The sequence below is a fragment of the Methylophaga sp. UBA678 genome (assembly GCF_002299105.1).
Taxonomy (GTDB): domain Bacteria; phylum Pseudomonadota; class Gammaproteobacteria; order Nitrosococcales; family Methylophagaceae; genus Methylophaga; species Methylophaga marina.
The window spans coordinates 9,411-34,462 of the sequence record NZ_DBNG01000021.1 but is presented as its reverse complement, the minus strand read 5'-3'; the positions used below and the strand labels follow the sequence as shown (position 1 = coordinate 34,462).

Sequence of the window (25,052 nt, the reverse complement as noted above, 5' to 3'; positions counted from 1 at the left end):
CCCACCTCAATGATGAATATGGCTTACACGTGCTTAGATAAAGCATCTAAAAAGAAATCAGCTTCATAACGTGTCAATGTCAGCACAGGACGAAGCTTCAAGGTCGCTCCATACTTGCCTGCTGCACCAATCAATACGCCGGCATATTTTAAGCCATTAATAATTTGTCGGGTCTTGCCTGGATCTGGGATATGTTTATTATCTCTTTCACCAATATCAATCCCCAAAAATAAGCCCTGACCACGTACATCAGCAATGAAAGACGACTGTTTTGCCATAAACTGAAGTTGCTGCTTGAGATAAGCACCCATCTTGCGTGCATTTTCCTGCAGATTGTCCTGTTGAATTGTATTCAGAACCGCCTGACCAGCTGCCGCAGCGACAGGATTACCCCCAAAGGTATTGAAGTACCCCACATCAGCACAAAAGGATTCCAGATAATCTGGTCGTGTTGCAACAGCAGCCATGGGGAAACCATTTCCCATCGGTTTTCCCATTGTCACAATATCAGGCGTCAGTCCATGGAAGTCAAAACCCCAGAAAGTATCGCCCATGCGGGCAAACCCAGGTTGAACTTCATCAGCGATAAAAACGCCGCCAGCGTTGCGGACAACCTCAACAGCTTGTTTCAAAAAGCCACGAGGTTCGGAAAAAATACCATCTGAAGAAAAAATGGTATCTACCAACAGTGCCGCCACTCTGATACCACGCTGTTGTAAGGTTTCAATTGCCTCCGCGACTTTTGCAGCAAAACCGGCAGCTATGTCTCCTTCGTACACAGACGATGATGGTGCCGGAATAGCTACCACATTATCGGGCAAACTCCCTTGCTTAATAATGGAGGGTGAGACGGTTGTCACCAGACTGGTATTACCATGGTAGGCATCTTCCGTCACAATAAAGCCTGTTCCGCCTGAAGCCTGCTCAGCCAAACGCATCGCTAAATCATTGGCTTCACTACCCGAGCAGGTCATCACGACATTAGATACTGACTCTGGTAGCGTCGCTTTCAGTGACTCCAGATAGTCATCCACCACACTGACCAAATAGCGTGTATGTACATTCAATGTCGCAATTTGTTTTGACACCGCAGCAACGACACTTGGGTGACAATGACCAAGACAAGGCACATTATTATAAAAATCCAGATAACGTTTACCATCAGCGGCTTGCATCCAGGCACCTTGTGCAGACACCATTTCAATAGGCTCTTGGTAAAACAAAACCGAAGCAGCACCAAGATTATCAAGACGCCGTGTGACGTTCTCCTTGTGCTGACCCGATTTAGCCTCAAAAGCGTTCATATCGAGAATACGTTTTTCACTTAGCGGTGATGTGTCTTGCTGTTCATTTTCGGCAAGATATCGCTTTGCTAACTCAATAGTGCCTTGCGTGTACTGATCAAACCCGGCTTCTGCTGCTGTTTCTGTTTCAGGGTGAATTGCCACCCAGGCAGTGAGCAATAGTCGACGGAACATCACAAATGTGGATATCATCGCTTCATCTTCTGCAGATAGCGGTGAGATGGATTTATAGCCTCGAACCCAGGCTCGTTCTAATTCCGGCAACAATGGCGACAACTCAAGAAACGAGACGGCTGAAGCAAAGTCATACATAAACCAGCTAAAACCACAATCATCAAAATCGATCACACCAAGATCATGGCCGTCTGCTAATAAATTCGCTAAACGCAGATCTGCATGAACTAAGCCGAAGCGGTCTGCTCCCTCACCATAGGCCTCTAACTGTGACTCGAGTAGCTGACATAATTGCTCAAGTACCACTTTCCCCTGTTCATCCAAGCCAAGCGCTTCTCGCCAATCCCCCCATAAAGGCTCAGGTCCAAAGGCACTCTCAAAATTCCATTTTTTACGTTCAAAGCCATCCGGCAGTGTCCAGTTTTTCGCATGTTGATGAAGTTTTGCTGAGGTGGCACCGAGTAATTCAAAGCCTGCGACTAAAGATTCATCCTCATTTGGCTGCTCTCCAGGAAGAAACTCAAAGGCCACCACGTATCTAGCTGTCCCCTCATCATCAAATTCTGCCACTAAACTTCCATCTGACATTGTTAATGGCTCGGGTGTATTCAAGACTTGCTGTTGACGTAGTGATTGAATCCACATCAGTTCAGACAGGATCTCTTTTTTAGAATGATAATTTGGTCTGTGAACGCGAATAATGAAACGCTGATTTCGTGCCTCATCTTGAATCAGAAATGTGGCGTTTTCAGACACAGTCAGTAAGGAAATGTTGGCCTTTTCTGAGACATCCCACATTGGAAGCAAGCCTTTCACACCGCGTGTTAGGCGTTGAACAAACTGGGAATTATATAAACCCGCCATAAAGATAACCTCTGTAACTGTGTAAATTAGCCACATTTATAACTTCATTTTTACTGACTTGCAATATTTTTGTTGCAAAGTAACAGATTTATGTTAAAAATACAGTCACACCATTATTCACTAACTCTCGGGAGAATCGCGCATGCTCACTTCTATTAAAAATAAATCTGTCATCGTTACAGGCGGCTCAAAAGGCATTGGAAAAGGCATTGCCAGTGTATTTGCGAAACAAGGGGCCAAAGTGATGATTGCCGCTCGTGGAGAAGAGGCGGCTAAGCAGACTGTTGATGAAATCAATACCCACGGTGGTACTGCAGATTACTATTTATGCGACGTATCCAGTTGGGAGCAAGTTCAGGCTTTAGTGAAATACACGGAAGACACGTTTGGTAGTGTCGATATTCTCTGTGCCAATGCCGGTACGTTCCCACAGAAAAAAATCATCGATTTAACGCCTGAAGACTGGGATGACATTATGTCAGCCAATCTTAAGAGTACTTTTCTCTGTGTCAAAGCCTGTATCCCTCAATTTGAGAAACAAGGCAAAGGTCGCGTTGTGGTGACCTCTTCTATCACTGGCCCAATCACAGGCTATCCTGGCTGGTCGCACTACGGAGCAACTAAGGCTGGTCAGTTAGGTTTTATGAAAACAGCCGCGATGGAACTGGCTCGTTATAACACCACCATTAATGCCGTAATGCCCGGTAATATTTACACTGAGGGCTTAGCTGATTTAGGTGAAGAATATCTCAATAGTATGGCGGCTGCGATACCGTTAAAACGCTTGGGTGCCGTCGAAGATATTGCCAATGCGGCTTTATTCTTTGCTGCTGATGAAGCGGCTTATATCACTGGACAGCAGATCGTGGTTGATGGTGGTCAGACATTACCTGAGTGTATGGAAGCCGTCGATGAGATCTAGTCAGCCATAACACTCCCCGTTCACATACAAAAAAGGCACTGTATTAACAGTGCCTTTTTTTATTATCGAAGTTTTGTTTAAGCCACCGAGGAGCGGACAACGTCACCCGCTTCATTTGCACTCGCTATCATTTTAATCGCAATGAATTTCGAGGTCGGTGTAAAGGTTTTATCGCCATAACTTTCCAGTGGGACTAATGGGTTAGTTTCTGGATAGTATGCAGCAGCCTGCCCTTGAGGGATGTCATAACTTAACAAGGTGAAGTTGGATACTTTTCGTTCTTTACCATCTTCCCACACGGTAATCATATCTACTTTCTGCCCGTGTTCCAGGCCAAGGCGTTTGATATCAGCTTCGTTAGCAAAAACGACATCACGCATGCCATACACACCTCGATAACGATCGTTCATGCTGTAAACCGTCGTGTTGTATTGATCATGAGAACGCATGGTTTGCAAAATCAGATCGGGAGACTGCCCGTTCTTGGTAACCTGGTCCTGAAGCAATGTCTTAGGTAAAGGATTCGCAATAAAGTTAGCTTTACCTGTATTGGTGTTCCATTGATACTCTGCTGCTGGGTTACCCAAATAAAAGCCACCAGGATTCTGTATTTTCTTACTGAAATTATCAAAGCCTGGAATAACATCTGCAATCAGATCACGAATGCGGTCATAGTCTTCTACCAACCATTCCCAATCCACCGGTTTATTACCTAGGGTCGCTTTAGCAATGCCAGCAATAATCGAAGCTTCAGAGCGTAATAAAGGTGAAAAAGGTTTTAGCTGACCGTAAGAGATGTGCACCATGCTAAAGGTATCTTCAACGGTTACACCTTGTAATCCAGATTTCTGGAAATCTTTTTCAGTGCGACCCAGACACGGTAAAATCAGTGCCTCTTTACCTGTAACAAGATGACTACGGTTCAGTTTTGTTGAAATCTGCACAGTCAAATCACAGTTACGCATGGCTTTATGTGAACGCTCGGTATCCGGTGTGGCCTGAACAAAGTTACCACCTAGCCCAAAGAAGACTTTCGCTTGACCTTTTTCCATCGCATCAATGGCTTGAACCGTGGTATGACCATGTTCACGAGGCACTTTAAAATCAAAGCGCTGTTCAATGGCATCCAGTAACCATTCTGGTGGCTGCTCATCGATACCCATGGTGCGGTCACCCTGCACATTACTGTGACCACGCACAGGTGATAAACCTGCGCCAGGACGGCCAATATTGCCACGCAATAATTGCAGGTTCACAATTTCCTGAACAGTCGGCACAGAATGAAGATGCTGCGTTACACCCATCGCCCAGCACATAATGACCCGGTCAGCTTTACAATAAATCTTAGCCGCCATTTCGATTTCAGCCAGACTCAAGCCTGATTGTGATTCAATCAAATCCCAAGGCGTATTATCGATTTCGGCAAAATAGTCTTCCATGCCATGCGTCTGCTGCTGAATAAATGCATGGTCTAATACCGCCGGTTTACCTTTTTCTTGTGCTTCGCGATCCCATTGCAATAAGAACTTCGCCATACCGCGAATAGCGGCCATATCTCCACCTAAAGCAGGTCTGAAATAAGCACTATTAGTTGGCTCAGACTCATTAGTGAGCATTTCCATCGGGCTTTGTGGATGCTGAAAACGTTCCAAACCACGTTCTTTAAGTGGATTAAAACACACGACATGTGCACCACGTTTCACTGCTTCACTCAGCGGTTCCAACATACGTGGGTGATTGGTACCTGGATTCTGACCAATGACAAAAATCGCATCCGCTTCAGCAAAGTCTTCAAAGGTAACAGTGCCTTTGCCCACACCCAGTGTTTCAGACATACCAATACCACTGGCTTCGTGGCACATATTGGAACAGTCTGGGAAATTATTGGTACCAAAGGCACGGACAAAAAGCTGGTATAGAAAAGCCGCTTCGTTACTGGCTCGACCAGAGGTATAAAATTCTGCTTGATCGGGTGAGTCAAGCTGGTTTAAGTGTTTGGCAACCGTATCAAAGGCTTCTTGCCATGTGACGGTTTCATAGTGATCGGTGTCAGCGTTATAACGCATCGGATGAGTGATACGCCCCTGTGACTCTAGCCAAAAGTCACTTTCTTTTAACAACTCAGCGTTACTGTGCTTCGCAAAAAATGCCGGGGTGACTTTACGGCCTGTCGCTTCCCAGTTAACCGCTTTGGCACCATTTTCACAAAATTTAATCATGCCCTTTTCAGGCGTTTCTCCCCAGGCACACCCTGGACAATCAAGACCATGATCCTGATTCGTTTTCAGCATCGCACGGATATTGGAAATAGCATTTCTGCTACCCAGCCAGTTACGAGTAACACTGACAAGTGCACCCCAACCAGCAGCTGGACCATTGTAGGGCTTGTAATGACTCACTAGGACATCTCTCCGGACAAGATAATAAAAACAGCTAATAACCAAGCTCTAACACAAGCAAATGCTCGTATGCTAAGTTGCTTGTTGTCATAGCCGAATACGGTAAGTGAGATCAGAACGGCATGTTCTGCGTGATGAAACACGATTGTAATTTAATCCTGTCATCCTTCTGATCATTGCGATCATCATTATTATAGTTGGCTTGGATACCTTGCATCAATACAGACGCCAATTTCAGGAAAAAATTCCCAGCACAACCACTGAGATTCTTCTTTAAAAACAGTGAAATAAATTACCTTAACATTAATTATCTTTATGTTAAGATAAAATTACATTCTGAATCGGATACACCCATGTCGGGAAAAAAATTTGATGAAGTCGACCTCATCATGGCTCAGTGGCAGCAGTTAGGTCTTCATACTGACTTGGATGCCATTAAAATTATCGGTCGTGTTTTACGTCTGGCGAAAACAATCGAACAGCAAGTCGGCGAACTTCACCGCGAATTTGCGCTCAAACCTGGCGAGTTTGATGTTCTTGCTACCTTGAAACGCGAAAATAAACGCTACCTGACACCTTCAGAGCTCTACCAAAGTATGTTGCTCACCTCAGGTGCGATGACAAGTCGTCTTGATAAGCTGGAAGAAAAAGCCCTTATACAGCGCCAACACTGTCAGCAGGACCGAAGAAAAGTACTGGTGAGCCTAACCCCTCATGGCAAGAAACTCATTAATAAAGTGTATCCGGCACACTTTTCATTGCTGGAAACATTATTAGCCTCCGTTTCAGGCAAAGATAAAACCTTATTGGCGAACTTACTTAAAACAACGCTTGCCTCTGTAGACTCACCAACAACTGAACAATCATGAACCAGACAGTATCACCAACAAAGGCACTGATTTTATTATTGGCAGCTCTAACGGCGCTAACGCCTCTTGCTATCGATGCCTATTTGCCTGCCATCCCGCAAATGGCTTCAGATTTAGCCACCAGCATTCATGATACTGAAATATCATTGAGCCTCTATTTGGCAGGTTTTGCCATCGGCCAAATTTTTGGTGGACCGTTTTCTGATCATTTTGGACGCCGAGCAGCGACAGGGAGTGGTTTAAGCATTTTTTGTGTCGGCACACTTGGCATTATTTTCAGTCAGGATATTCACAGCGTTTGGCTGTTTCGGGTTATCCAGGCTATCGGCGGTGGTGTGGCTGTGGTGAATGCTGCCGCTGTTATTCGTGATTTAAGTCATGGCAAAGACAGTGCCCGACACTTGTCCAATATGGCGGTGATCATGATGCTCGCACCGTTATTGGCCCCGCTTATTGGCATGATCATTCTGCATCTCAGTGGTTGGCGGCTTATTTTTGTCTTTTTACTGGTCTATGGCTTGAGCATTGGTACAGCCTTGTTCTTGCGACTTCCTGAAACACGGAAAAAAGCCACCGAACGAACCAGTATGTTCAAACGCTACGCTATGGTACTTAGTCATCGATGTGCACTGGGATTTATCTTTTCTCAGTGTTTTGCCTTAGCGGGTATGTTTGCATTTATCACCGGCTCACCATCAGTTTATATGGGCTACTTTGATATCAGCGAGACCGTTTATCCATTTCTGTTTGGTTTGAATGTGATTGGCATGATGCTGGCGAACCGTCTCAATATTCGTTTATTACACTATTACAGACCACAATTTTTATTAAGTATAGGACAAGCGGCACAAGTTCTGACCAGTCTGATTTTATTATCCTATGTCAGCCTGGCAACAGAACCTAACCTAGTGATTATGGTGATTTTATTAATTTTATTTATCGCTTCAATGGGCTTAATTGTCTCCAATGCAACTTCAAGCACGGTAGAGTTTTTCCCACACAATAGTGCCACCGCGACAGCTTTACTGGGTTCCATTGGTTTTGCAGCCGGTGCATTAAGTGGCTCATTAGTGGGTTTACTCGGTGATGGTACGCCATGGCCTATGGTGATCATTATGTTTGCCTGTGCGCTCATAGGTCCCCTTGTCAGGACCATGCTGCAATACGGTCAGCCAACACCAACACATAACCATTCTTAACCCAGCGTTAACTGACAGCCGTTTATGCTTTTGCCAACGCTAGCTTAGTTATGCAGTAAATTAATCATCTCCGAGGTATACGTGAAGTCAGTTCGTAACAGACAATGCATGCTAATGACACTCTTGAACGCAGTATTGCTGCTCTCAGGCTGTGCATCTATGTCTACCAGTCCTGATTACCAAACAAAGATACAACAAGAGCAAACTCTGCCCGCTTGGTCACAATCCGATGAGGCTGAGTCCGTTATATCACTGAACAGCCTGATTGCTTCAGCGCAACTTAATCAGTTGGTAGAAACAGCCATCCAACATAACCCCACCCTGCAACAAACCTGGTTAACACTGCAAATTCGTCAGACGCAATTGCAGCAAACCGATGCAGCTCGTCAACCACAAATCAGTGCTGCAGCAGGCGCAACGCGCAGCGAGAACGCTGATGATAATTTTACCAGTCGTATCGATATCAGCTGGCAAGCTGATTTATGGGGTAAGTTAAAAGCCAATAGCCAGGCAGCCACTCAGGACGTGAACGAGCAAGCCCTGCTCTATCAAGCGGCTCGTGATAGTTTGAGTGCGGAGGTCATGAAAGCCTGGCTAAACCTCACCGCAACGTCACATGCCATCACCATAGAAAAGCAGCGTTTGAATACCTTGGAACAAAATGAACGCTATATCGTGCAACGTTACAGAAACGGTATTGGCACATTGGAAGATTTAGATAATGCACGTAGCTCCAGTGCCCAATCAAGGGCCAACCTTGCTGCCTTTCAGGAAGATTATCGTCAGCAACAACGAGACTTAAAGACACTATTAGGACAGACCAACACTGCCGATATTGAGGCGCCAGCCAGCTATCCAGAAGTCAAACTGGCCTGGGCTGATTTACCCGAACAAACTTTAGCACGTCGCCCCGACTTACAGGCGGCCTACATCGCTATTAAAGCAGACCAGCTACGCACTGAAGTGGCCTATAAAGAACTTTTACCAAGCCTGGACATTGGTGCCGCTCTTGAAGATGCGGCCTCTTCTCCTCATCAGGCATTAATGGGGTCACCACTCTGGTCATTACTCGCTCAGCTGACAGCGCCTATTTACCAAGGTGGGCAATTACGTGCAGCAGCTAAGGAAGCCGAATTAAATGAGGCCTATAGCTATCAGCGTTATCGTGAAACCTTATTAACAGCCGTTAATGAAGTCGAGCAATATCTTAGTCTGGAGCAAAACCTGTTAACCCGCCAGCAGCACATTGCGGATGCATTAAAAAGTGCACAAAACAGCTTAGAGCAGTATCAGACAAGTTATCGAACGGGGTTGGTCGATATTCTGGATTTACTGACGGTACAGCAACAAACTTACAACCTGGAAGCCACTCTGGATAACCTTATTTATCAACGCCTGATTAACCGGATTAATCTTGGCTTAGCACTCGGCCTGAGAACCACACCATGAAGCGTCATTTCCCCAAAATCATTCTGTTCATTCTTGCTTGTGGCATCCTTTTTGTCACAGTTTTAGTGGTCAAACATCTATCAGCAGCACAGGCCAATAGGCCAATGCCCGTGCAAAAAGAACCAGTGCCCAGCCCCGATGTATCCGTGATGATGGCGACACCAGGCAGTTATACATCAGCAGTCCGTGCTTTTGGTGCCGCCAGCCCGCACTTCAATATCACGCTTACAGCGCAGGTAAGCGGTCAGATTGATGACATATCCCAACAATTTGAAAGTGGTCGACGTTTAAAAAAAGGAACCTTGTTGGCCCAGCTTGAAAATAGTGATTATCAGGCCGCTGTGGAAAGTGCGCGGCAAGCCTTAAGCTCTGCCCAAGTCAGTTTATTAGAAGAACAACGCCAAGGTCTGCAAGCCTTGAGTGAGTGGCAATCTTCAGGACTTGAAGGAGAACCAGACTCAGACTTGGTGCTACGTAAGCCACAACTGGCTGCCGCCAAAGCGGCGGTGAAAGAAGCCGAGGCCAATCTCAAGGCGGCTGAAAAGGATCTGGCTCAAACAACCATTAAAGCGCCCTTTGACGCACTGATTATTGAACGTTTAGTGTCCCCTGGCAGTTATGTTCAGACCGGCACTGAAGTCGCGACCTTGTATAGTACCGATCACGTGGAAATCTCTGTGGCTTTATCTGCTCAAGAATGGAGCAATCTCCCCAGTTTGTCTGTGCTGAATAGTGGCAAATGGCCGGTCACGGTGACGAGTGTTGAGAATTCGCATTCCTGGCAAGGTTATGTACTTAGAGCGGAACAAAGTCTTAATCAGGAAACTCGTCAACGCAGTTTGATCATTGCCGTCGATAAACCTTTAGATATTGAACCTGCCTTGTTTCCCGGCACGTTTGTAGAGGCCCACATTGAAGGTCGTGATATAGCAGGCGTATGGAAACTGCCAACCAGCGCCTTAAGTCAACGCGGTGAAGTCTGGTATGTATCAACTGATAACACCCTGAAAAAATTCAGTACCAGCCCGCTCTTTTCAAGCCGCGGTTCTATCTATATCGCGCCTCCTGAGTCACTAACAAATGCCACGGTTCCTGTACTTGTCAGCCCTTTAAATAGTTATCTTGAAGGCATGGCCGTGACAGCTGTTGAGGTGTCACAGTCATGATAAAAAAATCCTATTCAAGCAGCATCATCGCTTGGTTTACGGCCAATCCTGTGGCCGCGAATTTATTAATGATTCTGGTCATTATGCTGGGTGTGCTTGAATCTGGTCAGTTGCGAAAAGAAGCCTTTCCAAGCATGGATCCCCGCTCACTGACCATTTCAGTCTCGTACGACAGTGGTTCAGCCAAACAGTCTGAAGAAGGTTTGGCCATCAAAATAGAAGAGCAACTGGAAGATGTTATTGGTATTAAACGCATTACCAGTACATCAACAGGCACCGGCGTAACAGTCACCGTTGAAAAGCAGAGTGAGTATGATTTAGACACACTTCTTCGTGATGTCAAAACGAAAGTGGATGCCATATCGACTTTCCCCGCCGATGCCAAAAACCCGGTTATTGAGAAAGCCCAACGGGAAGAGCATTCACTGTGGCTGCAACTCTACGGTGATACCGACAGGCATAGCCTGCAACAACTTGCCTATAACTTAAAAACGGATCTGATAGCTAACCCTAATATTAGTTCTGTCAACATTTCCGGTTGGCTGGATCCGATGATGGCCATCGAAGTAGATGATGGCAAACTACAATCCTATGGGCTGACTCTATCGGATGTTGAACAAGCGATAAATGCAGGTTCTTCCAATACGATGACCGCTGTTCTGCGTAATAAAGCGGTTTATCTACAGCTAAAAGCATCTGAACAGGCTTATTTGAAAGAAGATTTTGCCGATATCCCTCTATTAACACTCGCCAATGGTAATCAGTTGCTGCTGGGTGAAGTCGCCAAAATTAATGACACCTATGATGACACCACCTCGGTCTTAGCTCGCTTTCAGGGTCGAGACAGCATTGCTTTACAGGTCATAACCACCGGCCTGGATGACATCACTAACACGGTGGAGGCGGCTGAAAAAGTCGCTAAATCATGGCAGGAAGAAGGCAAGCTACCCGATAACGTGAAGCTTGAAGCTTGGTATGACCGGAGCGAATCCATACAACAGCGCTTGGAATTATTAGTTAAAAATGCGTTTACCGGCATCGTGATGGTGTTTATCTTGCTGGCATTATTCCTGAATTTGACCGTTGCTTTCTGGGTGGCCATGGGCTTGCCCTTTATTTTCTTTGGCACCCTTTACTTTATGGGGGATGCGTTTATGGGACTGTCCCTCAACGAGTTCACCACGTTTGGCTTTCTATTAGCCTTAGGCATCGTGGTCGATGATGCGGTTGTAGTGGGTGAATCCGTTTACGATGTCAGGTCCAAGGAAGGCGACACCATAGAAAATACGATAAAAGGCACTATGATTGTTGCTGTCCCCACATTATTTGGTGTGTTCACTACAGTTGCTGCGTTTTACGCCCTCTCACAATTAGAAGGCGGTTTAGGCAGACTCTACGCTCAGTTTGCAGCCGTAGTGACTATCTGCCTGATTTTATCGATTATCGAATCCAAATTAATTTTGCCTGCTCACCTGGCTCATCTGAACACACGCCGACAAGTAAGCAAACATGGCTTACTCAAAATCTGGCATAAGATTCAACATACCATGGACAGTGGTTTGCAGTGGTTTAATCAGACCTGCTATCGCCCCACCATCAATTATGCACTTGAACAACGCTATGCGGTGGCGGTGTTATTTATCGCCTTATTTATCTTTGTTATGTCGATGCCCATGACAGGCATGGTGAGAATGAGCTTTTTCCCATCCATCCCAGGCGATACCGTTCGTGCTCAGCTGACCATGCAGAATGATGCGAGCTATGGTCTGACGCATAACGATCTGGCCTTGATGGAACAACTCGCCTACCAGGCCGACAAAGAACTTGGCGGGAATGGTGATATCGCTAATCTGCAGATTTTGTCTTCCAGCGACCAGGCCGGCACTGTCACTGTTGAACTCAAACCCAGTGCGCCTTATGACATTACGACGTTCAGCCGTCATTGGCAGCAACTCGTTGGGACACCTGAAGGCGCCAAAACAGTCAGTGTAAGAACCCGACATGGTCCTGTTGATGATCTGAGAATTGAGTTACGGGCGAATGATGATCAGATTCTGGAAATGGCCGGGAACGAGATTAAACGTACGATGGAAAGCATTCCTGCGATCAGTGGTATAGATGATAATCTCGAACCAGGCCAACCACAGCTACATTTGTCGTTAAATCAACAAGGGCGTGCATTAGGCATGACGACAAACGATCTGGCGATTCAAATTTTACAAGGCTTCAGTGGGCAAGTGGTACAGCGCTATCAGCGTAATAGCGACGAGATAGAAGTCAAAGTGCGCTATCCCGAAGATGAGCGTCAGAATGCCGCCGATGTATTAAACTCGCGTGTTAGAACGCCCAATGGTGATGTGGTGCCTTTATCCAGTGTCGCTAATGTCAGCTATGGCTTTACACGGGATTCCATCACTCGTATTGATAAAAAACGAGCCGTTTATATTTCGGCAGATGTGAATAAAGACAGCTTATCCACCACTGAACTCGTCGCTCAACTACAAAGTAATATGGTGCCTGATCTGGTCAGAAAATATCCTGGATTAGATATCCATTTTGCCGGAGAGGCTGAAGAGCAGGCTGAGACAGAATCATCGATGGTCCATGTATCATTGATTGCCTTATTAGTTATTTATATGTTGCTAGCAATTCCGCTTCGCTCTTATCTCCAGCCTATGTTGATTATGACCGCGATTCCTTTTGGTATTGTGGGTGCCATTCTAGGACACTGGATGAACGATCTGACCTTGGGCATTTTATCGCTCAACGGCATCATTGCCTTAAGTGGCGTAGTGGTGAATGATAGTTTGTTATTGGTCTCCCGCTTTAACGATATTCGCCACGATTATGATGATATTAAACAAGCCATCAGTATTGCTTGTAGGAGTCGCTTGCGAGCCGTGTTATTAACCTCGGTCACGACTTTTGCCGGATTAATGCCCTTGCTCAGTGAAACATCTCGCCAGGCACAATTTCTAATTCCTGCAGCCGTTTCTTTAGGCTACGGCATTATGTTTGCCACCGTCATCACATTGATTTTGATACCCAGTTTATTACTGATTCAACATGACGTTATACACGTATTTAAGCGAAAAGCTGTCACAAAAGCAGCCGGAGTAAACTAGCCATGTTGCACGTGTTATTAGTCGAAGATGATCTGGATCTGGCAGAAACAGTGATTGATTATCTCAGCCTTGAAAATATTGAATGTGATCATGCCAGCAATGGCCTTGCCGGCTTAGAATTTAGTCAACAACATCAATACGATGTGCTGTTACTGGATTTAAACCTACCCAGAATGGATGGATTGTCGGTCTGTGAAAAGTTACGTGAACAAGGCTATGACGTGCCGATTCTGATGCTAACCGCCCGTGATCAGCTCAGTGACAAAATCACAGGGTTTAATGCCGGTACTGACGATTATCTGGTCAAACCATTTGAACTGGATGAACTGATTGTGCGCATTCAAGCCTTATCACGACGTCGTAGTGGCCAAGTACAACGCTTACAGTGTGATGATCTCATCATGGACCTTCAGACAAAAACGGTGACACGTAGTGGACAGAGTTTAAAACTGTCGCCCACTAGCTGGCAGTTATTGGAAGCATTGATGCGCGCTTATCCCGATGTAGTGGCTAAACAAAAGTTGGAAGCGGCTGTCTGGGGCGATACACCACCAGATAGTGATAGCCTGAAAGTGCATATGTTTCACTTAAGAAAAGCTGTTGATGCACCGTTTGAAAAAAATTTAATTCACACCATCCCCGGTCACGGATTTGCCTTAAGAAATGAAACTTAAACTGAGTCTTAAATTTTACATTGCATTAGCCTTCCTCGTTCTGGGGATAACGATAGTGGCAGGATATTCTATGCTCAGTATCCAGTTCTTTTTCAGAGGCATGGATAATATTATTTCAGCCAATATGGAAAATGCTGCAGAAGAGTATGTACGTGCTCAACAGAATAGTCACCAGGCGCCTTATGCTGATGGTTATACCATTACTCGCAGTTGGGAGGCGCAATCTCCTACGATCAAGCAATATTTCAATAAGCCAAAGCGTTATGCAGCTTTGCAGAAACATTACCAACGTGGCGAGACAGGGCGCGGTTCTGGCGTGATGTACTTTCTTATTAAGTTAAAAATTCAGAACCAAGACTATTTTATCAGCCGCCCCTTTACCAAAGCGGATGCTTCTCCTTTGGTTGGAAAAAATGCCAGACAAAACCGCCAGTTTATTATTACCTTGAGTATCGGGATCACCCTACTTCTGGCCTTATTGACCTGGTTGTTGATGAAGCGTTTATCACAGCCTGTATCCCGACTGACCACATGGACACATGAACTGACCCCAGAGACATTAAAACGCCCACCTCCTGACTTTGCTTATCCCGAACTCAACGAGATGGCCGCCTTAATTCAAGGGTCATTATCATCCGTTAATGAGGCTATGGAGCGAGAGCAAAACTTCTTGCGTTATACCAGCCATGAATTACGCACCCCCATCAGTGTTATTCGTAACAATATTGAATTAATACATAAACTGCAGCAGAAACAGCCCGCTGACCTCAACGAAAAACAACAAGACATTATTGAACGCATCGATCGTGCTAGCCTCACTATGCAACATCTATGTGAAACCCTGTTATGGCTGAACCGAGAAGAAACAGAGTCTCTGGCAAAACAACATTTCCGTCTCGATGAGCTGATTCATAGTCTTGTTGATGAAATGCGTTATTTGCTGAAGAACAAACCCGTTGATGTCAAAGTTGAAACAACTGAATCGACGCTATATGCATCATCCGCGGCAGCCAGAATCATTATCGGTAACTTAATAAGAAATGCGTTCCAGCATACCTGGGATGGTCATGTGGTGATTCATCAACACAAACATACAGTCACTATCCGTAACCAAAGCTCGCCATCTGACAAGGAGAGTGTTGAAAATGATCAAGGGTTTGGTCTAGGCCTGCAGCTAACGCAGCAACTGTGTAAAAAATTGGACTGGCCATATCAAAACCAAGTGAATCCTGACGGACACTATGTGACCCTTACGATTGTGACGATGAATCCACATCAACAGGAAGTAACACAATAAACGTCGTACCCTGACCAGGTTCAGAACTCACGCTAATCGATCCCTTTAACACCTGGGTCACCCACTGATGACAGAGATGTAACCCTAATCCTGTATGACCGGCTCCCCTCGCCCCTGTCACAAAGGGATCAAAAATCGTTGTCAGCTGCTCGACATCAATCCCATGACCATCATCAGACACACTGACAGATATATCATTCATAGACGTCTGTATGACTTTAATGTGGATATGTCCATTATCACGTCCAGCAAACCCATGTGAAATGGCATTGCTAATAAGGTTTTCGAATAACTGCGAAATAATACCAGCGTAACTCTGTATCACTAACTGTTTCGGTCCCACGATATCCAGATGGATGTGCTGCTGTTTCAATCTATGCTTAGACGTGGTGGCGACATCATTTATCACCGTCATCAAATCAAATTCCGTTGATTCATCTGTATGTCTATCAACGGCTAAACGTTTAAAGCTCTTCACAAGTTCCGCCGCTTTAGCGATGTTTTTCCTGGCCAAGGCAATGGTCTCAGCTGAATGGGTCAGATAATCTTCTAATTCGCTCTTTCTCAAGCCATCGCTCACGGCCTGTTGTAATTGCTCACGTGAAGAGTCAAGACTGGATAAAGTCAGGGCAGCACCACCAAGCGGAGTATTGAGCTCATGCGCTAAACCGGCCACCATCATTCCCATTGATGATAACTTACGTAGCTCAACCAGGGTATCCTGCATTTGCTGTTGTTGCTCATATGCCAGTTGCAGTTGTTGTTTAGACTTGGCTAATGCTTCTTTCTCGACAGCCAGCTGTCTGAATAAATCATATTGCTTACGACCATCGTAAAGAAATCGCCCAATCAGAAATAACAGAACAACGAGCACTAAAACGGTCGGAATAAATACAACCAAGGCAACCCTGTATTTTAGGGAACCTAATAAATCAGGTGCAGAGCTATCAATAAAAAATAGACGATGCCGGTTATCTGGACCATTTTCACCGATGTCTATCACGCTATAGCTTATTAATCTTGAGCCGTGAATGAAGTTATGTAATTGCCGTTGTTCAAGTATGCCCTTAATCACTGCCTGGCTTAATAGTCGTTCTGTTCTGACAAGATAGTCAGTATAGGACCGAAATGCCATCGAAGGGTTGGGGTGCATCACCCAATAACCTTCATTATCGATAATACGCAGTTTATTATCTTGCTTTTGATTCAATGACTCAAACATGTCATTCAACAGAAAATTAATGACAAGCACGCCATCATGTAGGCCATCCTGCTTACCTGTTCGCATGACGGCTCGGATTGTTTTTTCGAGAGGTAATACGATTTGTCCATTTTCAATATTTGGATTAATGGCAGAGATATAAACTTCATCCGGTTCCAATCTCATACCTGCCTTCACATATTGCCGTTTCGATTTATTTTGTAATGCTTCAGGAGCAACCTTAATCACCCCCTTATCAGATATGTTCATTCTCAGCTTTTCAACGCCCTTTTCATCGAGCCATCTCAATTGACTAATATGAGAAGAAACGTTGGAAAAATCAGTAAACACATTTTCCAATGACTGATAATCAATCGACATACCAGCTTGCAATGCTTTTTCAAACTGTTGGTTGTAACGAAGTAAGCGAATAAGCTGATGGATATGGCCCAGCTCTCGCGAGAAAGTATTCACAGCATTGTCCAATCTGCTTTGCTGTGATTCAAAATAAGGCTGGTAGTTGGACTCAAAAATATGCCAATAAATGTGATAACTGAAAAAACCAGCAAGCCCCAAAATAGGAATATAGATAAGGATTAGGCTGCGCCATACATGTCTGAACACATATGGCACACGAAAAGAGGTTGATTCAGCCGTTGCTAAGAATTCGCCATTGCCCATTGAACTGCCTCATCAATGGGCATAGGACGAGCACAGAAATAGCCTTGTCCAATGGTGCAGCCTAACTCAATAAGCTTATCTCTTTGTAATGCTGTTTCCACCCCTTCAGCAATGACTTTCATACCAAAGCGTGTAGCTACCCGAATGATCATATCCACGATATGTTCAGAAGAAGATTTTTCACCGAGATACTGCACAAAAGATTTATCAATCTTGAGTGTGGTGGCTGCTAATTCTGTGACATGTGACAGGGATGAAAACCCAGTACCGAAATCGTCAATACTGACATCCATGCCCAGCTGGATCAGCTTGCGTAATGTGGCGGAAACCTCTTCATAATTTATCATTGCCAAGGTTTCGGTAATCTCCATATCTACTTGCTGTGGAGCCACATTTTCGGCGGCTAAAACCTCGAGGATGGAACTGGAAAAATCACTTAATAATAGTTCATGACATGAGACATTAAAGGAGATGGGTACCTGAATTCCGGCGGCTTCTAACTGTTTTATGGCCGAACAGGATTTTAATAAGATAACTCTATCGAGTTGCTCCACTAGCCCTGATGCTTCTGCGATAGGAATAAAAACATCAGGTGGCACCATCTCACCACTCGGTTTAAACCATCGCGCCAAGGCTTCAAACCCCACCAGCTTTCCAGTAACCATATTCACTTTTGGCTGTAGATAAGCCTGTACTTCATCTCTGGTGAGACCAAGATTAAACTCATTTAACAAACGGATATGCTTTGAAAATATGGCCTCATTATCGAGAGAGACATGGTGGAAATGGCTACTACTTGTGGTGCGTAAGCGTAATAAATGACTCTCCAACTGACCTAATAAACGCTCAGGACTGTGATTTAATGAGTGCGTGAGCTGCGCGGATACCGCCTGAGCAATCACTTTATGCTCAAGGTGTTGGATATGATTTTTTTTGCCTAAAATTTGTTCGAATTTTTCTGCCGTCAATAGCTGTGATTTTTCCAATAAAATGGCAAAAGCATCCCGACTGATGATGGCTATGGCTTGTATGCCAGTTATGTCTGACAATTCAGCATAGACAGTCTCAAGTAACTGAATGACAAACTTTTCTCCGAATGTCACCGTGATATCACTCAACCTATCGATCGAGATCAACACGATTTGAGCGTTATTATTCCAATAGGCTTCATTCTCAAGCTGTTTGCAGAACCAATTACGGTTATAGATACCTGTCTGCCAATGTTTGAATGCTAACTCATTGAGATAATCAGTGAGTGCAATATTTGAAAAGCCATTCGCAATGTTTTCAGCAAACACTTTCAGAAGATGGATATTAGACTCAGTCAACACATCTGTTGATTTCACAACAATAACGTAATAGACAGGGTTGGGCTCTTGGAAAGAAAAATACAATAAAGAAGAATGACCATCAAATATATGCTGCTTTTGCTCTAACAGTTGTTGTATTCGTTTTAATAACAAATTATTTTCAATAGAAACGAGTGGCTGGCCAACGTAAGGTTGATATTGGCCGGTAGCCGCTAAAACAGCAGAATCATTGTTAAGGTCAAGTGGATCAGACATCTTTAGACTCATAATGCCGCCATCACTAATGCCAATAATTTGATCAATCTGCTCCAGTACGGTTTGAGAGAAAGGTGATAAATTATGATGGCATGAAATTTTTTGTGACGCAGTCACAACTTTCTCCAGGCCCTGATGAGCTTTTTTGAGGTCACTCATACGTTGCCACGTCTTGAGGTTGCCATTCATAACATTAAATAAATGCTCTTCTCCCAGCTCAGTTTTACACCAGTAGTCATCAATATCATATTGCTCCATCACTGAGCGGTTGGGCGCCATACCAGGCTGCCCTGTTAATAAAATAATACGAGTGATGGGGTTCTGTAAGGTAAACCGAATATGATCAATCAGACGTAAACCGGCATCATCAGTTTCCATGACAACATCAAGTAGGACAAGGTTAATATCGGGACGTTGTTCAAGCACGACTTTAGCTTGTTTCGCAGAGGAAGCGGTGAGGATTTCCAGTGTTTTGCCTTGAATAATCATTCTCGACAAAGCACTCACCAGAGACTGCTGAAAAATATCATTATCTTCAACCGTCAGAATTAACCAGCGTGACTTGGGTGATGTCGAGGAGTAATCAGTCTCTGTATCAAACTCGAAAAAAGAATTGTCTCGACTCATTTCGGATCATCCTTTGTGCAATTCAAGCCACGCTGTTTTTTAGGATTGTATTAATTCACTATTATTCTTATCGTCACAGTTTGTTACGTTCGTTATTTATCATTTCTACTGTAGAGCTTAGTTAGCCAAAATTGCATACAACAATCAACCAAGCATTTATGTGGTTTTGTTAAAACTGAGCACGATAGTACTGATAAAACTGCTTAGCCGTTCTGCCACTGTGACTTCCTCGCCCCATGGCATATAGGCGTGCCGCTTCGTGTAATTGGCTCTTATCAGTATTGATATCGGCAAATAGAGTTTCAACTATAGCGAAATAATTTTCCCAGTTAGCAGGATAAAAAGATAAGGTGAGTCCGAAGCGGTCCGATAAAGCCAGTTTATCCTCTAAACTATCGGCATAATGCACTTCACCATCCACTACCCCGCTCAGCTGATTTTCAGACTGTTTCTCTGGCAATAAATGACGGCGGTTTGAAGTCGCATACAGACGCACATGCTCTGGGGGTAACTCAAGGCCACCTTCCAATAATGTTTTGAGTGGCTTATAACTGGATTCGCCGGCTTCGAAAGATAAATCATCACAGAAAATGATAAAGCGAAATTGCTCACTTTCTTGTTCTAGATCATCCAGAATTTCAGGTAAGAAGCCCAGATCATCTTTATCAATTTGTATAATTCGTAGGCCCTTTGGTGCCATTTCGTTCAGTAAGGCTTTAATGACAGAGGACTTGCCCGTACCTCTGGCTCCCCACAACAATGCGTGATTACTGGTTTTGCCTTCAAGAAAATGTTGCGTGTTAGCGATAATCGCTTGCTTTTGTCTGTCTATGCCTTGAAGCTCATCCAGACGAACAGGATCGAGGCGAACAACAGGTTTTAGTTTTTGACTTTTACTTCGCCAGATGGCGGCGTAAACCTGATGCCAATCAATGCGCATAAGCTATCCTTCATTTATTCAAATAAAGCTAGCATAGCATCATCTATGCTAGCGAAGAGAAGAAGACATATTTAATGCTTGATTGGTTCTCGTTGATACTCTGGCTCGACGTTTTTTGGCCCAGATAATGATGCCTGTGACACTAAAAATAGCTATCATCAATCCCATAATTGAGACCATAATTCGACCAGGCAAACCCAAAATACGACCAGAATGTAGAGGGAACTGGACTTGAATGAAAATATCACCTGCCGTGCCTTGCCCAGGTATCTTACCGCCGAGGTAGTCACCACTTTTACCATCGAAATAAAGCCACGGATTGCCTAAACCACCATCGCCATGATCATTCTCCGGCTTATAAAATCCCACGCCATAAACATCGTAATGAGACGCATAAAAAATCCCGCCTGCAGGATCTGAAATGCCTAACTTGTCGGCTTGTTGGCGTGCAATCGGCAGAATCTGTTCACGACTCAACTCGGCATTGATGGGTTCATCCAATGGTGTCGGTGTACGCTCATCAAAGGGTGTAGGCGTCAGCTCGGAGAAAACGGATAATACTGGACGCATCACCTCATTATTTAGATTCATCGAGATAGATGTCACCGCTAAAATCAGCACAAAGCCCCATAACCAGACGCCGCCAGAGCGATGAAGATCAAAGTTTAATTTGTAGCCGCCTTGTTTCCAACGGAACCGTAATGACTTCTTCCAGCTTTTTGCTTTTGGAAAACTTATCCATAAGGCAATGAAACTATCTATTGTCCAGACGACAGCAATAATGCCCATAAATAGAATACCGAGTTCCAAACCAAAACCATCTGGTATATGCATGCTGTAGTGAAGCTTATAGAGAAAAGGTAGGATGTTCTCGCGCGTTAGCGAAATCTCCCCCCACATTCTATTTGCCTGCACCTCAGAGGTCGCAGGATCGATGGCTACCTGATTAAAATCCACGGCAGCCGCTTTGCCAGTCTCAGGAACAGGTCTGGGCATGACTGTCATCATTAAACTATGCTCAGCCTCAATATTGAGCGGCATAAAGCTGACCATTAACTGTGGATTGTCAGCTTCAAACTTGTTAGCAAGAGATAAAGCATCAATTGCAGCAAAGTCCACATCTTGTGTTTTGGCTTTATATAGCTGTGGATTGAGCCATTCGTCCAGCTCATGGTCCCAGGAGATAATGGCGCCGGTAAGACCGGCTATGAATAAAAACACAGCACTGGCCAGTCCAAACCAGCGATGAATAAGTACTCCGATTGATCGCATATTAACCACCGTAAAACATATTAAAGCCGAACTTATGTATTAAGCTGGAAAGCAATCGGCACATTCACCTCAAGCTGAGACTGCAACATGTCATCCGGAAACGAAGGTAACGGTTGGGCTTTTTTTAACATGCTTATAACCGCTTCATCTAAACGTTTTGACCCCGAACTTTGTGTAATACGAAAATCCAACACCTTGCCATCACGATCAACCACAAAAAACAGCTTGACGATCCCTTCTTCACCACGACGTCTTGAGGCCATGGGATAACGTTTATGCTTGGCCAGTGTTGCAGCCAGCTCACTGTAGTAAGATTTTTGCGCTGCTATCTGACCACCACTTAGCTGTGCACTTGCTTGCCCGGTTGTTTTCTTCTGGGCAGTCTGTTTATTCACGTTTGTACTGGTCGTTGTTGTCGCGACTGTTTGTTTTTTCACCGGCTTTTCTGGTGTGACTTCTTTTTCGATAAGCTCTTCAACCACTTTTTTTGGTTCTGGTTTAGGCTTGGTTTGTGCTTTTACCTTTGTTTCTGTTTTTTGTTTTGCCTCAACTTTTTTTGGCTCAGGCTCTACAACAGGTTCGGGTTCAACCACAGGTTCAGGTTCAACGACAGGTTCTGGCTCGACAACAGGTTCAGGTTCCGGCTCTTTTTCTGGTTCAGGTTCGGGCTCTGACTCCGTCGCTTTTTCTTGCGTTTTTTCTACGTCACCAAGGTCACCAAGCATACCCAGATCAATTTCTACACCTTGTAAGCCAGTTAGCTCAGCACCATCTTCTTCTTCAGGCTGATAGGTAAAAAAGACGAAGCCAGCGGCATGAATAGCAACGGCCACCAAAAGCGCAAAGATCCAATAACGATTTTTTGTCATGTTAGTTCTGCTTGTTTTTGTGTCGCCAATGAGACACGCTTGATGCCAGATTGCTTGATTATGGTCAGCACATCTTGAAGCCTTTCCACCGGCAGATTGCCATCCACTTTAACTAAGATATGAAACGTATCTTTATCTTCTGTCGCTTCAAAACGTTTGTTGATGGTGGGTAATAGCGCCTCATCATCTGTAATTGCCTGATCAATCGCTACTTGCCCATCTTCAGATACGATAATAACTAAGGGTTCTTCGACTTGCTTTGTTTCACTCGCAGATAAAGGCGGCTGTACCTTAATAGGGTCAGACTGACTAATGTGTCCCGCGACCATAAAAAATATGAGCATCAGAAACACAATGTTAATCAACGGCACCAAGCTGTCATCTTGATCAGGCTTTTTATGTTGAATCGACTGTCCGACTTTCATCAATTTATCCCTGCCAGGCTGACAGATTTAGCGCCTGCCTGTTTAAAGGCATCAAGCAGATCAATCATACTTTGTGTTTGAATACCTGATTTAACCTCGATGACATAGACAGCATCAGGATCTTGATTAACCACCGTAACCACAGAGTTTGCATCTTTTAAAGACAAGGTCATATTACCAATTTTGTATGTACCGTCATTTGACACCAGAGTGACAACACGTTGCTCACGAGATTCTGCCTGAGATTCACTTGGTGCCGACACATCAATTTGCCGCCACTGGATAAAGGTCGAAGACAACATAAAGAACAGCAACAGAATAAACACCACATCAATAAGCGGTGTCAGACTAATGGCTCTTTTATGTCTTGGCGGTTCTGTATTAAGCAGCATGGCGCATGGTATTGTTTTCAGCAGACACTGGCTTAGCAGGTGCTGTTGTGAAAATCTGGGTGACAGTGTCATTCATCAGCGATGCAACACGCTCAACTTTACGCTCCATCCAGTTATGTACTGTCACAACCGGTATGGCCACAGCCAGACCAACTGCTGTTGTTAATAATGCTTGCCAGATACCACCGGATAAAACAGACGGATCCACCTGATTCCCTGCAGCTTCCATTTGTTGGAAGGCGATAATCATCCCCAACACGGTACCTAACAGACCTAATAAAGGACTTAATGTAGCGATAACCTCCATTGGACGAAGGTAAGCACGTAATTGATTGAGGCGCAGTGTAGCAACACGATCAAGCTCTTCTTTTAAGGTCGCAAGATCCATTTTATGCTGAGTTAGACCTCTAATCGACATTAGCACCAGCTCATCCACTGGTCGTTTTGGATTCAACATCATCATGGCTTCGGCAGCATCGCCTTTTTGCCAATGTTGAATAACAGACTTAAGGTGTTTGGAGGATTCTGGTCGCGCTGACATGAACTGCCAGAGTTTAATGAGTGTAATCGCTAATGCGATTACCGAAAAACCTGTCAGAATCCATACAACAGGTCCACCTACCTGCATGAACTCCACAAACTGTGTCATCGCATCTGCTTGCGGAGCCAACGTTGTTGGATCTGTACTAGTTAAAGCATCGGTCATTGCTGGCGAGACTGTACTTGGATCGGTATTTACGTCTGTCACTGCAGCGCCGTTATTACTGATATTCTCAGTTGTACCTAATGCGTCGTCGTTTTCTTGAGCCATAAAATTCCCCTTTTCGAGCCAGCAATGATAATCGTTATCATTTACCTTATCAAGAGAGTTATGCCATATTTACAGCCGTGATTGTGTGAATTGACCTATATCTCATCCGTTAGAAGAAATTTTTTACTCATGCATAAAAAAAAGCCCCGCAGTACGGGGCTTTTTTGCGAAGTAGCGCAGAAGACTTACTCTTCTTCTTTCACTTCTTCATTAACCGCTTTCATACTAAGACGGATACGGCCTTGACGATCGACTTCCAAGACTTTGACTTGGATTAAATCACCTTCAGACAATTTATCTGACACATTCTCAACACGTTCTTCTGAAATTTGAGAAATATGTACCAGACCGTCTTTACCTGGCAGAATGGTCACAAATGCACCAAAGTCCATTAATTTAGCCACACGACCTTCGTAGATCTTACCGACTTCAACTTCTGCAGTAATATCTTCAACGCGACGCAATGCTTGTTGTCCAGCATTGTAGTCAGAAGAGAAAATCATCACGGTACCATCGTCCTGAATATCGATAGTAGCACCTGTTTCTTCAGTGATGGCACGGATAGTGGCACCACCTTTACCAATCACGTCACGAATTTTATCTGCGTGGATTTTGATAGTAATAATGCGTGGCGCAAATTCAGACATTTCCTGACGGTGCGTGTTAATAACTGCATTCATCTTTTCAAGGATATGCATACGACCATCACGCGCTTGAGCTAACGCAGTACGCATGATTTCTTCGTTGATACCTTCGATTTTGATGTCCATCTGCAATGCAGTGACACCTTTATCAGTACCAGCTACTTTAAAGTCCATATCACCTAA

At 44.4% G+C, this 25,052-nt stretch carries 19 protein-coding genes; 8 read left to right on the top strand and 11 right to left on the bottom strand.

Annotated elements, in window-relative coordinates; all coding sequences use genetic code 11:
- Positions 1-23: 23 nt before the first annotated feature.
- Positions 24-2,342, bottom strand: coding sequence for an aminotransferase class III-fold pyridoxal phosphate-dependent enzyme (locus B3014_RS10930; RefSeq protein ID WP_289243866.1), 2,319 nt, complete (start codon positions 2,340-2,342; stop codon positions 24-26).
- A 142-nt stretch (positions 2,343-2,484) separates the two neighbouring features.
- On the opposite strand from B3014_RS10930, the gene fabG reads away from it, so the two are divergent.
- Positions 2,485-3,264, top strand: a complete 780-nt coding sequence (gene fabG, locus B3014_RS10925) for a 3-oxoacyl-ACP reductase FabG (RefSeq protein WP_289243867.1) — start codon at positions 2,485-2,487, stop codon at positions 3,262-3,264.
- A gap of 77 nt (positions 3,265-3,341) precedes the next feature.
- Here fabG and B3014_RS10920 read toward each other — a convergent pair whose 3' ends face one another.
- The gene (locus tag B3014_RS10920; RefSeq protein WP_289243868.1) at positions 3,342-5,663 is read right to left on the bottom strand and encodes an FdhF/YdeP family oxidoreductase; all 2,322 of its coding nucleotides are present in this window, start codon (positions 5,661-5,663) and stop codon (positions 3,342-3,344) included.
- 353 nt (positions 5,664-6,016) lie between these two features.
- Between B3014_RS10920 and B3014_RS10915 the strand changes: the two genes are divergently transcribed.
- From B3014_RS10915 to B3014_RS10885, 7 genes are all read left to right on the top strand, one after another.
- Positions 6,017-6,532 (top strand): MarR family winged helix-turn-helix transcriptional regulator, encoded by a 516-nt coding sequence (locus tag B3014_RS10915; protein WP_289243869.1) that lies wholly within the window; start codon positions 6,017-6,019, stop codon positions 6,530-6,532.
- Positions 6,529-7,731 carry a multidrug effflux MFS transporter gene (locus tag B3014_RS10910; protein WP_289243870.1) on the top strand — a complete coding sequence of 401 codons (1,203 nt, stop codon included), beginning with the start codon at positions 6,529-6,531 and terminating at the stop codon, positions 7,729-7,731. Before B3014_RS10915 ends, B3014_RS10910 begins: the two co-directional genes overlap by 4 nt.
- Positions 7,732-7,845: 114 nt before the next feature.
- Entirely contained in the window at positions 7,846-9,180 is a 1,335-nt protein-coding gene (locus tag B3014_RS10905) for a TolC family protein (protein ID WP_289243871.1), read from the top strand.
- On the top strand, positions 9,177-10,346 hold the full coding sequence (locus B3014_RS10900) for an efflux RND transporter periplasmic adaptor subunit (RefSeq protein WP_289243872.1): 1,170 nt from the start codon (positions 9,177-9,179) through the stop codon (positions 10,344-10,346). The genes B3014_RS10905 and B3014_RS10900 overlap by 4 nt, the downstream gene beginning before the upstream one ends.
- Positions 10,343-13,471: an efflux RND transporter permease subunit gene (locus B3014_RS10895; RefSeq protein WP_289243873.1), complete on the top strand. Its 3,129-nt coding sequence runs from the start codon at positions 10,343-10,345 to the stop codon at positions 13,469-13,471. The genes B3014_RS10900 and B3014_RS10895 overlap by 4 nt, the downstream gene beginning before the upstream one ends.
- Positions 13,472-13,473: 2 nt before the next feature.
- Positions 13,474-14,145, top strand: coding sequence for a response regulator transcription factor (locus tag B3014_RS10890; protein ID WP_289243874.1), 672 nt, complete (start codon positions 13,474-13,476; stop codon positions 14,143-14,145).
- Positions 14,146-14,215: 70 nt separating this feature from the next.
- Positions 14,216-15,442, top strand: a complete 1,227-nt coding sequence (locus tag B3014_RS10885) for a sensor histidine kinase (protein WP_289243875.1) — start codon at positions 14,216-14,218, stop codon at positions 15,440-15,442.
- Here the strand turns inward: B3014_RS10885 and B3014_RS10880 are convergent.
- From B3014_RS10880 to B3014_RS10840, 9 genes are all read right to left on the bottom strand, one after another.
- Positions 15,396-17,324 (bottom strand): sensor histidine kinase, encoded by a 1,929-nt coding sequence (locus tag B3014_RS10880; RefSeq protein WP_289243876.1) that lies wholly within the window; start codon positions 17,322-17,324, stop codon positions 15,396-15,398. The two genes, B3014_RS10885 and B3014_RS10880, sit on opposite strands and share 47 nt — an antisense overlap.
- On the bottom strand, positions 17,303-19,516 hold the full coding sequence (locus tag B3014_RS10875; protein WP_289243877.1) for an EAL domain-containing protein: 2,214 nt from the start codon (positions 19,514-19,516) through the stop codon (positions 17,303-17,305). The genes B3014_RS10880 and B3014_RS10875 overlap by 22 nt, the downstream gene beginning before the upstream one ends.
- A 169-nt stretch (positions 19,517-19,685) precedes the next feature.
- Entirely contained in the window at positions 19,686-20,456 is a 771-nt protein-coding gene (locus B3014_RS10870; RefSeq protein WP_289243878.1) for an ATP-binding protein, read from the bottom strand.
- A gap of 48 nt (positions 20,457-20,504) precedes the next feature.
- Positions 20,505-21,728 carry a PepSY-associated TM helix domain-containing protein gene (locus tag B3014_RS10865; RefSeq protein ID WP_289243879.1) on the bottom strand — a complete coding sequence of 408 codons (1,224 nt, stop codon included), beginning with the start codon at positions 21,726-21,728 and terminating at the stop codon, positions 20,505-20,507.
- 32 nt (positions 21,729-21,760) lie between these two features.
- The gene (locus B3014_RS10860) at positions 21,761-22,597 is read right to left on the bottom strand and encodes an energy transducer TonB (protein WP_289243880.1); all 837 of its coding nucleotides are present in this window, start codon (positions 22,595-22,597) and stop codon (positions 21,761-21,763) included.
- On the bottom strand, positions 22,594-23,022 hold the full coding sequence (locus B3014_RS10855; RefSeq protein ID WP_286305241.1) for an ExbD/TolR family protein: 429 nt from the start codon (positions 23,020-23,022) through the stop codon (positions 22,594-22,596). Before B3014_RS10855 ends, B3014_RS10860 begins: the two co-directional genes overlap by 4 nt.
- Entirely contained in the window at positions 23,022-23,414 is a 393-nt protein-coding gene (locus B3014_RS10850) for an ExbD/TolR family protein (protein ID WP_286305242.1), read from the bottom strand. Before B3014_RS10850 ends, B3014_RS10855 begins: the two co-directional genes overlap by 1 nt.
- Positions 23,404-24,225, bottom strand: a complete 822-nt coding sequence (locus B3014_RS10845; protein ID WP_289243881.1) for a MotA/TolQ/ExbB proton channel family protein — start codon at positions 24,223-24,225, stop codon at positions 23,404-23,406. The genes B3014_RS10850 and B3014_RS10845 overlap by 11 nt, the downstream gene beginning before the upstream one ends.
- 185 nt (positions 24,226-24,410) lie before the next feature.
- The coding region (locus tag B3014_RS10840) for a S1 RNA-binding domain-containing protein (RefSeq protein ID WP_289286980.1) at positions 24,411-25,052 on the bottom strand (642 nt) is incomplete at its 5' end.

Bases quoted from the DNA above. Each gene is read 5' to 3' on its own strand.
- B3014_RS10930 (WP_289243866.1), bottom strand. From the start codon at position 2,342: ATGGCGGGTTTATATAATTCCCAGTTTGTTCAACGCCTAACACGCGGT.
- fabG (WP_289243867.1), top strand. From the start codon at position 2,485: ATGCTCACTTCTATTAAAAATAAATCTGTCATCGTTACAGGCGGCTCA.
- B3014_RS10915 (WP_289243869.1), top strand. From the start codon at position 6,017: ATGTCGGGAAAAAAATTTGATGAAGTCGACCTCATCATGGCTCAGTGG.
- B3014_RS10910 (WP_289243870.1), top strand. From the start codon at position 6,529: ATGAACCAGACAGTATCACCAACAAAGGCACTGATTTTATTATTGGCA.
- B3014_RS10905 (WP_289243871.1), top strand. From the start codon at position 7,846: ATGACACTCTTGAACGCAGTATTGCTGCTCTCAGGCTGTGCATCTATG.
- B3014_RS10900 (WP_289243872.1), top strand. From the start codon at position 9,177: ATGAAGCGTCATTTCCCCAAAATCATTCTGTTCATTCTTGCTTGTGGC.
- B3014_RS10895 (WP_289243873.1), top strand. From the start codon at position 10,343: ATGATAAAAAAATCCTATTCAAGCAGCATCATCGCTTGGTTTACGGCC.
- B3014_RS10890 (WP_289243874.1), top strand. From the start codon at position 13,474: ATGTTGCACGTGTTATTAGTCGAAGATGATCTGGATCTGGCAGAAACA.
- B3014_RS10885 (WP_289243875.1), top strand. From the start codon at position 14,216: ATGCTCAGTATCCAGTTCTTTTTCAGAGGCATGGATAATATTATTTCA.
- B3014_RS10880 (WP_289243876.1), bottom strand. From the start codon at position 17,324: ATGGGCAATGGCGAATTCTTAGCAACGGCTGAATCAACCTCTTTTCGT.
- B3014_RS10875 (WP_289243877.1), bottom strand. From the start codon at position 19,516: ATGAGTCGAGACAATTCTTTTTTCGAGTTTGATACAGAGACTGATTAC.
- B3014_RS10870 (WP_289243878.1), bottom strand. From the start codon at position 20,456: ATGCGCATTGATTGGCATCAGGTTTACGCCGCCATCTGGCGAAGTAAA.
- B3014_RS10865 (WP_289243879.1), bottom strand. From the start codon at position 21,728: ATGCGATCAATCGGAGTACTTATTCATCGCTGGTTTGGACTGGCCAGT.
- B3014_RS10860 (WP_289243880.1), bottom strand. From the start codon at position 22,597: ATGACAAAAAATCGTTATTGGATCTTTGCGCTTTTGGTGGCCGTTGCT.
- B3014_RS10855 (WP_286305241.1), bottom strand. From the start codon at position 23,022: ATGAAAGTCGGACAGTCGATTCAACATAAAAAGCCTGATCAAGATGAC.
- B3014_RS10850 (WP_286305242.1), bottom strand. From the start codon at position 23,414: ATGCTGCTTAATACAGAACCGCCAAGACATAAAAGAGCCATTAGTCTG.
- B3014_RS10845 (WP_289243881.1), bottom strand. From the start codon at position 24,225: ATGGCTCAAGAAAACGACGACGCATTAGGTACAACTGAGAATATCAGT.